We start from the raw sequence: 15,972 nt of genomic DNA, 5'->3' as shown, positions 1-15,972 counted from the left end.
GGATGACGCCGACGGGGCCGGCCAAGCTGCTCGCCACCTGGGAGGCCGGGCTGGCACAGCACGAATCCGGGAGGTCCCTGCTGCTGCACCGGGCGGCCCGCCCGGGGGCCGGCACCGACGAGTTGCTGTCGATGCCGGTCGGCGAGCGGGAAGCGGACCTGTTCGCATTGCGCCGGGCGCTGTTCGGCGAGCGTATGCAGGTGCGTGTCGAGTGTGCGCCGTGCGGCGAGGCCATGGAGTTCGACCTCGACGCGACATTGCTGGGCGCCCGGACGCGGACACCGCACCGGCCGCTGCGAGTGGAGGAGGACGAATGGGTGGTGGAGTTCCGGCTGCCCACCGTCGCCGACCTCGCGGCGGCCGGTGCGGTGCCGGATCCGGCGGCGGCCCGTCGGCTGCTCGTGGCGCGCTGCACGGTTTCGGCCGTACGGGGCGGGGAGGCCGTCCCTTCGGAGCGGCTGGCCTCTCTCCTGCCGGAGCGCGTACAGCAGCGGCTCGCCGAGACGGCGGCGGACGCCGACCCGGCGGCCGATGTGACGCTGAACGTCGTCTGCCCCGAGTGCGGTGAGGCCACCCCGGCCGAGCTGGACATCACCTCCTATCTGTGGACCGAACTGGACACCTGGGCACGGGACTTGATGCTCGATGTCCATCTGCTCGCCACCGCCTACGGGTGGAACGAGCCGGAGATTCTGGCGCTCAGCCCGCTGCGGCGTCGTTACTACCTGGAGCTGTGCGCAGATGCCTGACTATTTCGACCGGCTGCTCGCCCGGTACACGCCGGTGCCGGTGGCCGGTGGTGGCGCCGGCACGGCGCGGGTCCGGCCGCGGCTGCCCGGCCCGTTCGAGCGGGTCGAGGCACTGCGGAGCACTCCGCCGGAGCCCGACGCGCCGGCCGCCCTGATCCCGTCCGCGCCGGGCCCCGCCTTCGGACCGGCCGAGTTGGTCCGTCAGGAGCGGGAGGTACGGACCGACAGGCACACGGTGGTACGGACCGAGGCGGCCCGGCCCGGTGAGCCCGAGCGGCCCGCGGTCCAGGCCGTACCGCGTACGGAACCGCTGCTGCGGCCGGCGGTGCCCGCGTCGCCGGCAACGCGTCCGTCCGCTGCCGACATCCCGCGCTCGGCCCGGCGGGCGGCGGCGCCCGCGGAGTCCGACACACCGCGCCACCCGCCCGGGACCGTGGCGCGCGCCGCGGACCCCGCTCTCCCGGTGGTTGCGGCAGCGGCCCGGCCCCGCGGCGCCGACACCGCCACTGCCCGTGGCGCCGCGCTGAACGGAGTGGGACGGCGCGCGCCCCGGCCGGCCGAGCGCGTCGTACACGTACAGATCGGCCGACTGGAAGTGAGCGCGGCACCGCCACCCGGCGCGAACCGTCCCGCCACCGGCCGCCCCGACCGCACCGGACGGCGCGCGCCCGCACTGACCTTGGACGACTATCTGTCGCGCGGCGAGAAGAGGGACTGACGTCATGAGCAATGGACTTGCCCTCGCGACGGTCACCCAGGCCCTGGCACTGCTGATCGAGAGCAATCTGGGGCCCGAGATGGACATCGCGGTCAAGGTGGAGACCCGCAAACCGCCGGCCGAGCCGCCTGCCGAGCCGACGATCAATGTCTTCCTGTACCAGGTCACCCCGAACCCCTCGATGCGCCACACCGACCTGCCGACGCGCGCCTCGGACGGGACACTGCTCAAACGCCCTGCCGCGCCGCTTGATCTGCACTTTCTGATCAGCGCCTACGGGGAGGAGGCGGAGCTGGTCGGGCAGCGGCTGATCGGCTGCGTGATCCGGACCCTGCACGAAATCCCGGTCCTGCCACAGGAGTTGATCGAGCTCGCCGCAGAACGTCCGTACCTGGCGGGCAGCGACCTTGCGGCGTCTGTGCAGAAGGTGCGCTTCACACCGACGGTGATGGACATCGACGAGACGTCCAAGCTGTGGGGGATGCTCCACCAGACTCCGTACACGCTGTCGGTGGCGTATCAGGCGTCGCTGGTCCTGATCGAGGGCCGCGAGAAGCCGGTCCCGGCGAAGCCGGTGGAGCAGCGGACGGTACGGGTGCTGCCGTTCGGGGCACCGGGAGCGCCGGTGCCGCCGGGAACCACGCCGCCGGCCGAGGAGCCGGCGCGTGCCGAGGACGAGACCGAGGCCGCCGGGGCGGAGACGGCATCCGCTGAACCGGGCGCCGGGAAGAAGCGGGCCGCGACCAGGACGGCACCGTCAAAGACAGCGTCCTCCAGGACTGCGCCGTCCAAGAACGTCCAGAGCAAGGCCGGTGCGAGCAAGACCGCTGCGTCCAAGTCCACGGTCTCCAGGCCGGTGGCCAAGCGGGCCGCGCCCGCCTCCCGTACCGGCAAGGACTCCGGCGCGAGCACAGACGGCAAGGAGAGCTGAGGCGCGGTGCGGGACACGGGGGCGGGTGAGGGCATGGGTACGTACGAGGGAACCGGTCCGGGCACGGCGGACGCCGGTGCGGACGGCCGCGCGCTGGCTGCGGCCGTGCGGTCCGTCCTCGCGCGCGTCGACGCCCTTGCACAGCGCGCGCAGCACCGTACCCGGACGGCGGAGGGCGACGCATCTGCCGGATCCAGTGCGGCGGCCGGGGGCCCCGCAGCGGACGCGGCCGGACCCGTACCCGTACCCGTACGCGAAGCCGACGTCCCGCCGGGGAACGACCGGCGCGCGCACACCACCGCTGCCACGCCCGACCTGTCGCGGGCCGCCGCCGCGCCCGAGCTCACCGCCCCCCGCACCTCCGCACTCGCCGCCGCCGGCCCCGCCACCCTGGACGCGCTCGTCGCCTGCTTCGGGCTCAGCCCCTTCGAGCGCGACATCGTCCTGCTCGCCGCCGCCGCGGAGCTGGACCCCACCACCGGCGGCCGTTGCGCCGCCGCGAGCGGCTCTCCGGACCGGGCGCATCCCACCTTCTCGCTCGCCCTCGCCGCGCTCGCCGACCCGCACTGGAGCGCCCTCACGCCCGTCGCCCCGCTGCGCCGCTGGCGGCTCGTCGAGCTGGACGACGAGACCCGGCTGACCACCTCGCGGCTCCGCCTCGACGAGCGCATTCTGCACTTCCTGGTCGGCTCGCCGTATCTGGACTCCCGGCTGCACGGGCTGTTGCGCCGTACCACTGTGCCGGAGTCCCTGCCGGCTTCGTACGATCTCGCGGCGAGCCGGGTCGCCGCGGGCTGGGCGGGAGCGGGCCCCTACGCACCACTCCGCGTCGAGCTCGTCGGCGGCGATCTGCGCAGCCGCACCGACATCGCCGCCGCGGCCGCCCGCCGTTCCGGCCTCGGCCTGTACGCGATGGCCGCAGACGACATACCGACCGACCCGGCCGAGCGCGACCGGCTGGCGCGCCTCTGGCAGCGCGAGGCGATCCTGCTGCCCGCCGCGTTGCTTGTCGAGGTGGGCAACCTGGAACGCGAACAGGCCGCGGCCACAGACGCGTTCATCGAGAGCGCGGCCGTACCGCTCGTCGTCTCCAGCCCGGACCCGCGGCCGACCGCCCGGCCGCGCGGCGAACGGGTCACCGTCCCGGCTCTCGACACCGAGGAGCAACTCGGCGTGTGGGCGGACGCCTTCGAGGACGTGCCCGAGGTGTCCGAGGAGGACCTGAAGGATCTCGTCGAGCAGTTCTCGCTGCCGCCGCATCTGATCAGGTCCGCCGGCGCGACCGTCGTACGGGATCTGCCCGGTGAGGACGAACTGGACGCCACCGGGCTGGCCTGGAAGGCCGGGCTCACCGAGGCGCGGATGGGCATGGACGAGCTGGGCCGGCGGATCGAGCCGCAGGCGGCGTGGGGCGATCTGGTGCTGGCGGAACGGCAGTTGAGGATCCTGCGCGAGGTCGTCGCGCATGTGCGTCAGCGGGCGACCGTCTACCAGGAGTGGGGCTTCGCCGCGACGCTGCGCCGCGGCCTCGGCGTCACCGCGCTGTTCGCGGGCGGCTCCGGTACCGGCAAGACGCTCGCCGCCGAGGTGATGGCGAAGGAGCTGGGCCTGGATCTGTTCATCATCGATCTGTCCCAGGTGGTCAGTAAGTACATCGGTGAGACCGAGAAGAACCTGCGCAAGGTCTTCGACGCGGCCGAGCGCGGCGGCGCGCTGCTGCTCTTCGACGAGGCGGACGCCCTCTTCGGCAAGCGCAGCGAGGTCAAGGACAGCCATGACCGGTACGCCAACCTCGAGGTCAGCTATCTGCTGATGCGTATGGAGGCGTATCGCGGTCTGGCGATCCTCACGACGAATATGAAGCAGGCCCTGGACACAGCCTTTATGCGCCGTATCCGCTTCGTCGTCGACTTCCCCTTCCCCGGGGAGAGCGAGCGCGCCGAGATCTGGCGGCGGGTGCTGCCGGCGCGGGCGCCGACGAAGGGCGTCGATCCGGAGCTGCTCGCCCGGCTGACCGTGGCGGGCGGCTCGATCCGCAATATCGCGCTGTCGGGCGCCTTCCTCGCCGCGGAGGAGGGCGACCGGCTCCAGATGCGTCACATGCTGGAGGCGGCGCGTACCGAATACCTCAAGCTGGACCGCTCCTTGACACCTTCGGAGGTCCACGGATGGGTCTGAACGAGGCACCGCGCCCTGCGGAGCGCACGATCCGTGTGGACATCGGCGAGCTGGTGCTCGACGGGTTCGAGCGGCTCGACCCCGACCGGGTGTCGGCCGCCTTCGAGGCTGAGCTGGCCCGTCTCGTACGGGAGAGGGGTGTGCCGCTGGCTGCTGACGGCGGCCAGGCCCTCGACTCCTTGTCCGGGCTGCCGCCGCTGCCGGCCACCACGTCGCCGGGGCGGCTCGGCGAGGCGCTGGCGCGTGCGGTGCACGCGGGTCTTTCGGGGCGGGGTGAGGCGCAATGAGTACGTCACACGCCCAGGACGCGCAGGCGGCGCAGGCCGAACGGCGGCGCAAGCGCAAGGAGAGGGCCAAGTCCCGTACGCCGGAGCCGAAGAACATCGTCAGCGGAGCCGGACAGCCGCTGGACCTGAGCGTACGGCGGGAGCTGGAGGAGCAGCTCGGGCACGACTTCAGCCGAGTGCGGCTGCACACCGACCGGGACGCGGGCACGCTCACGGAGCTGCTGGGCGCGGACGCGGTCGCGGTCGGCCAGGACATCTTCTTCCGCGAGGGAACGTACCGGCCGGGCACGGCGGACGGACAGCGGCTGCTGGCCCATGAGTTGCTGCACACCGTGCAGAACCCGGACGGTCTGGGCGCACTGCGGGCGGGCCGCGATCCGGGTGCGTTGAGCCTGCCGCAGCAGGCGATGGAGCGCGAGGCGGAGTCGGCGGCGCAGGCCCTCGTACGGGACGGGGAGCAGGCCCCCGAGGTGGAGCCGGACCAGTCCACGCCCGGCTGGCTGCGCTACGCAACGGTCGACGCCGACCGCTCCCGCATGGAGCAGCTGGACCCGGCGACCCTGGTGGACCGGCTGGCGAACGGCGTGCTGCGCTCACTGCGCGGCGACCCGGCGGACCTCTCCCACCGCGTACGCCTCCAACTTGCCCGGATGTCACGGGACTTGCAGGACTCGGTGCTGGACCGGCTGGAGGGGCGCCTCCTCTCGAACGAGTACGACCGGCTGCTGGACCTCACCGAGCAGGCCGAGGTCCTGCCCGTGGACCTCCAGCCGGCCGAGGTGCCCGAGCCGGAGGCGGACCTCTTCGAGCTGCTGGGTGTCGAGCGCACGCAGTGGAAGCGCAAGGAAGAGGGCGGGCGCGAGGCCAAGGGAAGGCGGGAGGAGGACGCCCGCCAGGAGCAGAAGGACGCCAAGGCGCGCGACGAGAATCGCGGCGGTGACCGGAGCAGGGCCCAGTCCGACGCCGCGGCCGAGGAGGCGGAAGCCGCCCGGCGCACGGAGCAGGAGGACGAGCGCGCCCAGGCCCGGCAGCAGGCCGCGCAGGAGCAGCGGCAGGAAGAGGAGCAGCAGGGCCAGGACCGGCAGCGGGTCGACGAGGCCGCCGACGAGCGTGCGCAGGGCCAGGCGGATGGCGCCGAGCAGGCCAAGGAGGAGCGCAAGGAGCAGCGCGACCGGGAGGAGCAGGACCCGGAGCAGGCGAACGCTCCCGGCGCCGACAAGCGCAAGCGCAAGGACGACGCGAAGAAGCCGGCGGACGGGTCGAAGCAGGAGAACCTCGACCCGAAGGCGAAGGGGCAGCCCGGTCCCGTACGCCCGGAGAAGGTGGACGAGCGGGCGGAGCAGCGGGACAGCGCGCTGTCCGAGCACGGCCTGCACGAGAAGGACGAGGACGAGGACGAACCGCGCGAGGAGGAGAAGCCGCTCGGGCTTGAGGCGGGCGCGGACAGTGAAATCGGCGGTGAGCAGGACGGCAACCGGGACAAGGGCGGTGCGGCCAAGGGCGGGCCGGAGCTGAAGCCCGAGGACTATCTGCCCGACGCCGACCTGGACCTTTCCTCCGTACCGACCGCCGACCGGACGCCCCCCGGCGCCGCGGAACCGTCCGTCCCGTCCTTCCCTTCGCCGCCGCCGACCAAGGCGGAGCGGGTCGAGCAGCAGCGGGAGAACGAAGCCAACGAGGAGGACGAGGAGTCCGCCGGGCCCGAGGCGAAGGCGCCGGGCGAGGACGTGGGTCCGGTCGAGGGCGAGGCGCCGCAGCCCGAGGGCGGACCCGCGGCCCAGGCCCAGGACCGCAGCGCCAAGGACCTCCAGCCGGACAAGCCGACCGACCAGGAGGTCGGCCCCGACCCGGAGACCACCGAAAAGGACCAGCAGGAGCCCGAGGCCGAGAAGAAGGACCCCGCGCAACAGCAGGAAGACGGGGCCGCCAAGGACGAGGACTCCGGTGACGGCGAGGAGAGGCCGGACGCCAAGGATGCGCAGGACGAGCAGCAGGAACTGAAGGAGCGCGGACATCAGGAGCAGCGGGGCGAGCAGGGGCAGCCGCAGGGCGGTGCCGCCGCGTCTTCGGCGCCGGATACATCACCCGGCCCGGCGGCGTTGCGGCCTGCTGGTGCGCAGACGCAGAAGGCGCCCGCCGAGGACCGTAACCCCTCCCCCGCCGCACGGCGTGACGCCGAGCCACCCAAGTCCGAGCGGGAAGCGGCCGGGCCCAAGAGCCAGATCCCCAAGGAGAGCGGTCCCGGTGCGGCTCCCCGCGGCTCGGTCGGCGCCGCCGAACAGGCCGGTCCGACCACGGCGGCGGGCCCCGGAGCAGCGCCTTCCGCAGCCCAGGCTGCCGTCAGCCCGGCGGGCGAACAGGCCGCGAGCCCCGGCAAGATGGGCGCGCCGGCACCGGAAGGCGCCCAGGCCGCCCCCGAGGCGTCGCTGGAGAAGGACGGGGGTGGCTGCGCCCCGCCGGAGCCCGCGGCGGAGAAGGACGAGGGCGGCGGCAGCTGCGGCGGAGGAGGCGGTGCGGCCCCCGAGGAGAAGCAGGAGGAGCCGCCGGACGTCTCGGGCCAGGACCCGAAGGCCGCGATCAGTACGGTCAGCAAGCTCGCCCCGGACCAGGCCGCCGCCGCGATGCCCGGTGTGGACGCCGCCGCGGACAAGAAGGTCGGCGAGGAGCAGCAGCGCCTGGCCGCCAACCCGCCTACGCGGGAACGCCCTTCGGGCGCGCCCCAGACCCAGTCGGGCCCTCCGGAGGCGGCCGCGCCTGCCGCCGAGGTGACCGGCAAGGTCGAGAAGCTCGGGCCCGAGGACCAGGCCGAGAAGCAGAAGGCGAAGGGCAGCGAGAAGGCGGAAGGCGCGAAGTCGACCGACAACACTCCCCCGCCGCCACCACCCGTGGCGGACAAGCTCACCGCGGAAGAGGCGAAGAACGTCGACGCCGCGGCCGACGCGGTGCCGACCGTCGACCCGGAACTCCAGAACAAGACGGTGGGCCCCGCCCCCAAGATCAGGCTTGAGGGCGAGAGCGACCCGAAGCGCACGGACGACCAGGCCAAGGCGCTGAAGGAGAAGCAGTCCGACATCCAGAGCACGGGCCGTGAGGACGCGGCCAAGCCGATGGGTGAGGACCGGATCTTCCCCAACGCGCCCCAGGAGCAGCTGGTCGGCAAGGCCGTGGGCCGCGCCGGCGGCAAGGGCGGCAATCTGGCTGCCTCGCCCATGCCCAAGCCCGGCGTCGGCGCTGTTGCCAAGCAGGAGCGCGGCTCGGAGATTCAGGGTGCGGCGGGCCAGGCGCAGGGCGATCTGGTCGCCAAGGAGAAGGAACAGCAGCAGGGCGAGCAGCAAGCCAAGCAGGAGAAGCAGACCGAGATCGACCGCGAGGTCACCCAGAACGCGGAGAAGCAGACGGCCGAGCGCGGCCGGGCCGCCGATGAGGCGCAGCGCGAGCGCGAGAGCTGGCGCAATGAGCAGGACCAGAAGATCGAGGACGCGGACAAGAAGTCCGAGAAGGAACACACCGACAAGAACAAGGAAATCGTCAAGGCCCGCGACGACAAGGACAAGGAGGTCGGCGACAGGAAGGACAAGGACAACCAGCAGATCGACACGGAGCGGGAGAACGCGGAGAAGGAGGCCGAGAAGAAGAAGGAGGAGGAGAAGCCCTCCGGAGGCTTCTTCGGCTGGGTCGCCGACGCGGTGAAGAGCGCGTTCAACGCGATCCTCGACGCGGTCACCGCAGTCTTCGACGCCGCGCGCAAGGTCGTCAACGGCATCATCGACACGTTCAAGGAGTGGGCCAACAAGGCCATCGACTTCGTACGTGACCTCGCCATCAAGGCGATCAACGCGCTGGCGGACGCGCTGATCGCCATCGGGGACGTGCTGCTCGCGGCCTTCCCCGAATTACGGGACAAGTTCCGCAAGGCGATCGAGGGCTTGCGCGACAAGGCGATCGCGGCGGTCAACGCGCTCGCGGACGGCCTGAAGAAGGCGGTCAACGCCCTGCTCGACGCCCTGGCGGCAGGCCTGAACGCGCTGCTCGACGCGCTGGAAGCAGGCATCAAGGCCGTCATCAAGATCTACCAGGCGGTCATTCTCGGCGCGATCAAGTTCGCACAGGCGGCGATCGAGGCGCTGGGCAAGTTCGCGGCGCTGATCGCGGACATCGCGCCGGACCCGGGCGGCTGGATCAGCAAGGCGGGCAGCTCGGCGAAGGCGGGGATCAGCGATCACCTCTGGGGCGCCATCAAGACGGGCGTCAAGCGGTGGTTCGACACCAAGGTCGAGGGCATCCTCGGCCTCGGCAAGGCCGTGATCAACGTCCTGGTGAAGGGCTGCGTCTCGATCAAGCAGATCGGGAAGATGGCGTGGGACGCGATCATCGCGTCGCTGCCGATGATGATCGCGTCGCTCGTCATCGAGAAGGTCGTCTCGATGATCGTCCCCGCGGCGGGAGCGATCCTCACGATCGTCCAGGGCCTGATGGCGGCTTGGCAGAGCATCAGCTCGATCCTCTCGGCCTTCAGCAAGTTCTGGGCCTACTTGAAGGCGGTCAAGGCCGGACCGGCAGCCTGCCTGTTCGCGGAGGCGGTCGCGGCGGGCGTCGTGGCGCTGCTGGACTTCATCGCCAACTTCTTGATGATCCGCCTCGCCGGCGCGACGAAGGGCGTGGGCAGACGTCTCAAGACGATGGCCGAGAAGATCATGAAGGGCCTGAAGAAGACGGGCAAGGGGGCGAAGAAGGCGGCGGGCGACGCGGTCAACAAGGCGCGGGGTGCGGTGCGCAACGCGAACCAGACCCTGCGCAAGCCGCCTGTGGCCCCGAAGCCGAAGGCGAAGCCTTCCCCGAACCCGAAGGCCCCGCCCAAGCCGAAGGACGCCCCGACACCGAAGGCTCCGCCGAAACCACAGCCGGCGCCGGCGAAGCCGAAGGACACGACACCGGGTCCGTCGAAGGACAAGACTCCGGGCGGCCAGAAGGACAGCACCCCCCAGACTCCCAAGAAGAAGAGGGAAATCGAGGGACCGAAGCCGACCAAGCCCAAGAAGCCGAAGTCTCCTTTGGGCAACGCCCTGGGCAAGGCGAAGAAGGCCGTCAAGTCGGCCCTGACGAAGGTCCGCAACGCGGCGAAGACGCTGGGCAAGAAGCTCAAGAAGAGCAAGCCGGGCAAGGCGCTGAAGAACAGCGCGTCGAAGCTGCGCAACGTCTTCAAGAAGAAGCGCGACCAATTGCGCACCAACAAGAAGAACCAGCAGGACCAGAAGAAGCAGAATCAGGACCGGCGAAATAAGAACGAGAAGTCCAAAGAGTCCAAAGAAGCACGCCTCCACAAGATAGTCTCCAGAATTCGCCCAAAGATCGTAAGCCTCCTGCAAAAAGGGATACCTGAGCCGGTCTTCTATGCGTTGCTGAACGGGCTGCGCATCTGGAACCGTCTCACCTCGCTTGCTCCGCACGGAACCGACGACTTCTCCCTCATCGCCACCCTCAACCCACAGGCACGGGTAACAAAGGGGCAATTTGAAACGTTTGACGTCGGGCCGGAAGATGAGGTTACAACCACCCTTCGGCAAAGAATCGAAGCAAAAACAAGAGGCAAGCAGTATCCGCAGCTAGGTGAGATCATAGACATCTGCAATCAAGCGGCGAGGGAAGTTCTCGGGGACAACGAGAAGGAGAAGAGGCCGAAGAATCGAAAGACCACCAGAGGGGCGACCAACAGAAGCAGTACACCCAAGAACAGCTCGTCCGCATCAACGACCGGACATTTGGAATGGGAGCCAAGCATGACCCCTGAGGCACTCAAGAACCTCAGGGAGGACGAAGTAACCGATTCAGTCATCCTCCATTTCATTCGACCGAAGCACGAAAAACCCAAGATCGCCATCGGGCAATTCAGGCGAACGAGGAAGTATGAAAGAGTCCAGGACGTGGGGGATCAAACCCTCTATCGAGACTCCCAACATCGAGGCGATCCCAGGAAAGCGGAGTATGTGCGTGCGCAGGCTGATCAGTTCGTTCCACGCTACGTGGAACGAAACATCTCGGAACGAGACAAGCCAAAGCCTGGGAAGAAGGGCCTAACCCCGAGGAACCCCAGGGGACCATTCAAGCCTCAGCAGCACGGAACGGGCGAGATGAAAGAGGACTCCCCCTTCATTTCGACAACAAAGAAGAACGCGAAGGACATTACCAGCGGCAAGAAGACGACGACGAAACTCGGCGGGCAGTACGGCAGGGTAATCATCGACTTGTTGTACGTTTCACCGAGTCAAATATTCGACTTGACCAGAAGAGACAATCAAGACGCATGGGGGTTGAGCGGCCCCGACAACACCATGGCCAAGGGCGCCCTCCAGGACGCCGTACGCACCCAGGAGGTCTTGATCATGGGCGAGATTCCAGGGAAAGCCATCGACGAATTCTTTCCACCATCATAACCGAGGCAGGGGAAATGACATTCAACACCTATCACTGGGGGAGCGTTCATTTCAGGGACTCCCGGCTTGAAAAAGCACGCGCGCTTCTTGCATCCGGGGAAAGGAGCGATGGGGATTTTCGAACACTGCTCGACAGCGACTCTGTAGCAGCCGTGGGAATGGCCTTCGACCATTACCGGTATGCGGAGTCAACGACGCGATTCGGAGGGGGGAATCCTTTCGAGGGCCATGAGCCCCAGCTCCTGAGGAAAGCACGAGATTTCCTGAGCCGACCTGCCCTTCCCAAGGAAGCAACCGGAGCACAGGAAGACGGCGCAGATCACGCCAGCGCTCTTCTCGTGCTGATGGACCTGGCTCTTCCCCAGGATGCAGACCTCATCGCAGCAGCCCTTCGGAAAGCCGTGAGCATCAACTCATTGGCTGCAGCGACCATGGCAGCTGGCGCCTTGCTGGAACGCTCGGACGTACCGAGTCAGAACCTAGTGACAGCACTCCGCGACATCACCTTCGATGATTCGATGCCAGAGAGCAGGCGCCGGCACGCTCTGCTCTCATTGGGGAACGCGAAAATCCCACAGGTTGCAGACATGATCGCCGCCGCCGCCAAGATCAACAAAGGCCGTTTCGAGACGGATGCCGCCATTATCTTGTCCACTGCACACTTGTCCACGCACCGCTCGATCGTCGAAGAAATTGTCTCGACCTGGCCGGAGACCGTTTCCTATCCCGAAGCTGCCGTCCTGGACGCCTTGCGTGCTGACAACGCCTCAGACACGACAGAGTGATTGAGCCCATGACCCGCTACGCAGACATTCCCAAGCCCATCCGCTCCGGCATCGTCGTCGTCGACCCCCAGCGCATCATGCGACTCGTTCGCTTTCGAGGAGACTCCGACACGTGGTGGTCCGCGATCTTGGATCGGTTGTCTGCCCGGGGGTATCGCCCAGATGGTAATCAACTCGCCGGGGGTTAGAGACGGTCCGCGTAAGCCATGGACAGGGGAACAGCAACACCGAGTGGAGACTGGGAGCGATGCGCAGCCCAACGGACATCGAGCAGCAACTCTTCAAGACGCAGCGGGAGATCGAGGAATGCCCTCACTTCAGCGTGGACCGGTCCGCGACCGGCGAGCTGGGCGACTGCTACGAGGAATCGCCGGCTCTCTTCCGCTATCTCCCCGACTGGCAAGGAGTCGTCCTGAGCCGTGAGCTCTGCATCCACAGCCCCCGGATCACCGAGATTGGCAACCGGTGGCGCACCAACTCCGTCTCCGGGCTTCCCGAATTCCATGGGGAGTTCCGTGTGACGGATCTCTTCACGGCAGTGCTCAAGCATCCGCCGGAGCTCTCCTGGTCGGGGTCGAGCGATGAGGAACGCCGGTTCTTCGCCGAGCTTCGCGTCATCGACGACACTCCCGTGGCCGCCACGGGTCAACTCGCCGCCATCCGGATCCAGCCCCATGTCGACCCGCTGGAGATCTGGTACTACGACATGGACCTCAACAGAGCCGAAGGCTGGGACAGGCAGTACGTACGTCTGGACCTCACCTACACCGAGTACATCCAGCAACTGGCCCTCACGAAAGGCACCTTCGGCTGGCAGTACTTGTTCACCGATGAAGTCTCTCTCGGCGAACCGGACTTCAAAGCTGTGCGAACACAGCTGACGACCATGCTGGATGTGTTCCCCGTTCTCTTTCCCGCCTGGGATTACACCGAGCTCGCCCAGCGTCTGGAGGCCCGGCTGTGAGTGATTGCATTGTGCTCCAGGACCACGAGCGGAGGTGATGATGAAGACCAGCTATCTGGTGACCCTGGACGAGGAAGCCGACCCCCAGCTCCATTCGTTCCTCGTCAGTCAAGGAGCAGAACCTGAATCACGGTTCGGCGAGTGGCGTGTGCCAACCGGCTCCCGGGGTTCGGTGAAGGAGGAACTGCATCGGACGGGCGTCGGTTTTCGTCTCCGCTACGAATTCTCGGCCGAGTCGACCGACCACGTGGACGAGTTGGCCGCCTACCTGGGCATCGACATACTCACAATGTCCCGCATCACTTCTTCCCACCCCGTTCTCGCCAAGGCCCCGGAGGGAGACTCCCTGATCGCCAACACAACCATGGTCGATCTCCTGGAACCAGTGACCTCCGACCTGGAATGGCAGCGACACGACGAAACTATCGATGACCTGTGGTCGCTCACATTGGCGAGCGAGCTGCCCGAGCCCATCCACACGCCTCACGCGTTCGCCACTGTTCAAGGCGGAAACGGACTGTGGATGGTGCTGGATGACGGCCGGTCCATCATCACGGACTCCGGCCTGAGTCACTTGCGCGTGTATGGGATTGCCTGGACCACAAGGAAATTGGTCCAGGGCAGAGTTCTTGCGCATCCGGCCATTCCCGTATTTGGTGGCCGCGTCCTCGACATCATCGACAAGCAGCACGTCGAGCTCGCGTTCGCTCCCCTCTATCTCCCTCACGAGCAGAGCTCAGTCGCCCCCTGGTAGCGCTCCCCCGGATTGGATCTCCATGACCCGCTTCGCAGACATACCCAAGCCCATCCGCTCCGGCATCGTCGTCGTCGACCCCGAACGCGGCACCCCCCAGCGCATCATCGTGCTGCAGTTCAACCCGGACACCTTGGAGCGCTCACTCGCCCCCCAAGCCGCCGGAGGAGGTGGTGATGCCGGCGGAGGCGGCAGCGGAGGGGACCGTAACGAGGCTCTCCGGCTCAAGGGGCCCGCCGAGGAGAGTTGGAAGTTCACCGCCGAGATCGATGCCACCGATCAGTTCGAGGTCACCGCTCCCGAGGGGATCCATCCCGAGCTGGCCACCCTCGAGATGCTCGTGCATCCCACCACCGCCCAGCTCCGTGAAGCCGCGCGGCTCACCAAGAAGGGGACCATCGAGATCAGCCCGATCGAGATGCCCCTGACCCTCTTCACCTGGGGGAGCAAGCGCGTCATGCCCGTCCGGCTCACCGAACTGTCGATCAATGAGTCCGCGTTCGACGTCAATCTCAACCCCATACGGGCAAGCCTCGGCATCGGCATGAAGGTCCTCAGCGTGAGTGATCTGCCGGCCGGGCATCGGGGTGCCGATCTGTATCTGGCGCATCTGGCGCAGAAGGAGCGGCTGGCCAGAGCCGCAAGAGGCGGGCGGCTGGCAGAACTTGGGCTGGGACGGGGGCTGTAAGACGTGATTGATCCTTACGAGAGTGCACTGGACGCGATCCCGGGGACACATCCGTATCCCCGGACCAGCCGGTATCACGACGCGGAGATCGGGGTTCACCAGCAGCCCGACGGCACCGAAGTGCGCTACACGAAGCGGCGGTTGCTGCCACCGCTCAGCGCGGCCGCCGACGAGACCGCGCCCCACACGGTCAGCAGCGGCGAGCGCCCGGACCAGCTCGGGCAGCGTTATTTCGGCGACCCCGGCCAGTGGTGGCAGATCGCGGACGCGAATCCCGTTCTCGATCCGCGCGAGCTGACCGACGAGCCGGGACAGCAAATCGACATTCCGCTGCCGGGTGGGTTCCATGGCTGATGAGCCCATCGGGAGCGGGCCCGTATATCTCAACCTCCAGATGGGGCCCAAGCTCACCCGTCCCGTGCCGGCCGAAGTGACCGAGGCGTTGCTGTCCGCGCAGATCACCATGACCGCCGGGGAACGGAGCGGGTTCCAGCTCGCCTTCGACCTGACCAAGAGAGGGCTCATCACACAGCGGCTGCTGCCCGAGGGGTTCTTCGATCCGAAGACCCGGGTGATCGTCACGACCTCGGTGAAGGGAACGCCGACCGTGATCCTGGACGGGCTGATCGTGCGGCAGGAGGTCGGTGCCAGCAATCTGCCGGGGCAGACCACGCTGACCGTCACCGGGGAGGACCTGACCCTGCTGATGGATCTCGAAGAGCGGACCGACCGGTATCCGAATCTGGCCCCGGCTCAGCGAGTTGACCGGATTCTGCGGAGGTACGCCGATTACGGCATCGATCCCTGGATCATCCGTGAGCAGATCCATCAGCCACCCCGCGAGCAGCTCCGCGTCGACTACCAGACCGGCACCGATCTGCAGTATCTCAATGAGCTGGCCAGGGCGAACGGTTACACCTTCTACCTCGACCCCGGCCCCCGGCCGGGCCGGTCCACCGCCTTCTGGGGGCCCGAGCGGCGGCTGGGGCAGCGCCAGCATGCGCTCAACGTCAACATGGACAACAACTCCACCGTCGACCAGCTGACCTTCTCCTACGACGGGACCGCCCGCGAAGAGCCGCAGGCGCGCGTGCAGGACCCGCGGACGCGCGACGCCCGGTTGCTGGCGCAGCCCGACATCAGCCCGCTGCGGCCACCCCTCGGCCGCCGCGCCTCGCCCGCCCTCAAGCGCAAGACTCTTTCCGGTACGGCGAAGAAGGAACTCGGACAGGCAGAGGCCGAGACCCTGGCCCGGGCGGCGACCTCCGCGGATGCGATTTCCGGGTCCGGCTCGCTGGATGTCAATCGGCATGGATATGTGCTGCGGCCACGGGAGTTGGTGGGGGTTCGGGGTTCCGGGGTGACGTACGACGGCGACTACTACGTCAAGTCCGTCACCCACAACCTCCGTCCCGGCTCGTACCAGCAGAACTTCACGCTCTCCCGAGAGGGCCTGATCGCTCGCAGCGACACAGTGCGTCCGTAAA

12 protein-coding genes are annotated in these 15,972 nt (G+C 68.2%); all 12 read left to right on the top strand.

The genetic code is table 11. The features are described from left to right. Positions 1-2: 2 nt before the first annotated feature. The 12 genes from ACFWDI_RS03105 to ACFWDI_RS03050 all read left to right on the top strand — a co-directional run bounded on the left by ACFWDI_RS03105 (position 3) and on the right by ACFWDI_RS03050 (position 15,971). Positions 3-749, top strand: coding sequence for a hypothetical protein (locus ACFWDI_RS03105; RefSeq protein ID WP_385300978.1), 747 nt, complete (start codon positions 3-5; stop codon positions 747-749). Continuing rightward, positions 742-1,467 (top strand): hypothetical protein, encoded by a 726-nt coding sequence (locus tag ACFWDI_RS03100; protein ID WP_385300977.1) that lies wholly within the window; start codon positions 742-744, stop codon positions 1,465-1,467. The genes ACFWDI_RS03105 and ACFWDI_RS03100 overlap by 8 nt, the downstream gene beginning before the upstream one ends. 4 nt (positions 1,468-1,471) lie before the next feature. Then, on the top strand, positions 1,472-2,398 hold the full coding sequence (locus ACFWDI_RS03095) for a Pvc16 family protein (protein WP_385300976.1): 927 nt from the start codon (positions 1,472-1,474) through the stop codon (positions 2,396-2,398). Positions 2,399-2,431: 33 nt separating this feature from the next. Beyond that, complete coding sequence (locus tag ACFWDI_RS03090; protein WP_385301225.1) at positions 2,432-4,576, top strand: ATP-binding protein; 2,145 nt, start codon at positions 2,432-2,434, stop codon at positions 4,574-4,576. Continuing rightward, positions 4,567-4,863 (top strand): hypothetical protein, encoded by a 297-nt coding sequence (locus tag ACFWDI_RS03085; RefSeq protein WP_327321668.1) that lies wholly within the window; start codon positions 4,567-4,569, stop codon positions 4,861-4,863. The genes ACFWDI_RS03090 and ACFWDI_RS03085 overlap by 10 nt, the downstream gene beginning before the upstream one ends. Then, a complete protein-coding gene (locus ACFWDI_RS03080) occupies positions 4,860-11,294 on the top strand; it encodes a DUF4157 domain-containing protein (protein ID WP_385300974.1) in 6,435 nt (2,144 codons plus the stop codon). The genes ACFWDI_RS03085 and ACFWDI_RS03080 overlap by 4 nt, the downstream gene beginning before the upstream one ends. Before the next feature lie 14 nt (positions 11,295-11,308). After that, positions 11,309-12,079, top strand: a complete 771-nt coding sequence (locus ACFWDI_RS03075) for a hypothetical protein (protein ID WP_385300973.1) — start codon at positions 11,309-11,311, stop codon at positions 12,077-12,079. Positions 12,080-12,326: 247 nt separating this feature from the next. Then, a complete protein-coding gene (locus tag ACFWDI_RS03070) occupies positions 12,327-13,043 on the top strand; it encodes a hypothetical protein (RefSeq protein WP_385300972.1) in 717 nt (238 codons plus the stop codon). 40 nt (positions 13,044-13,083) lie between these two features. Beyond that, a complete protein-coding gene (locus ACFWDI_RS03065) occupies positions 13,084-13,797 on the top strand; it encodes a hypothetical protein (RefSeq protein ID WP_385300970.1) in 714 nt (237 codons plus the stop codon). Between the two features lie 22 nt (positions 13,798-13,819). Continuing rightward, on the top strand, positions 13,820-14,485 hold the full coding sequence (locus ACFWDI_RS03060; protein ID WP_385300969.1) for a hypothetical protein: 666 nt from the start codon (positions 13,820-13,822) through the stop codon (positions 14,483-14,485). A gap of 3 nt (positions 14,486-14,488) precedes the next feature. After that, positions 14,489-14,839 (top strand): LysM peptidoglycan-binding domain-containing protein, encoded by a 351-nt coding sequence (locus ACFWDI_RS03055; protein ID WP_385300968.1) that lies wholly within the window; start codon positions 14,489-14,491, stop codon positions 14,837-14,839. Continuing rightward, a complete protein-coding gene (locus ACFWDI_RS03050) occupies positions 14,832-15,971 on the top strand; it encodes a hypothetical protein (protein ID WP_385300967.1) in 1,140 nt (379 codons plus the stop codon). The genes ACFWDI_RS03055 and ACFWDI_RS03050 overlap by 8 nt, the downstream gene beginning before the upstream one ends. The last annotated feature ends 1 nt before the right edge of the window (position 15,972 follow it).

It is taken from the genome of Streptomyces sp. NPDC060064 (genome assembly GCF_042736455.1).
Taxonomy (GTDB): Bacteria; Actinomycetota; Actinomycetes; order Streptomycetales; family Streptomycetaceae; genus Streptomyces.
The sequence above is the reverse complement of the archived record's forward strand: the minus strand, read 5'-3'. Positions and strand labels throughout refer to the sequence as shown.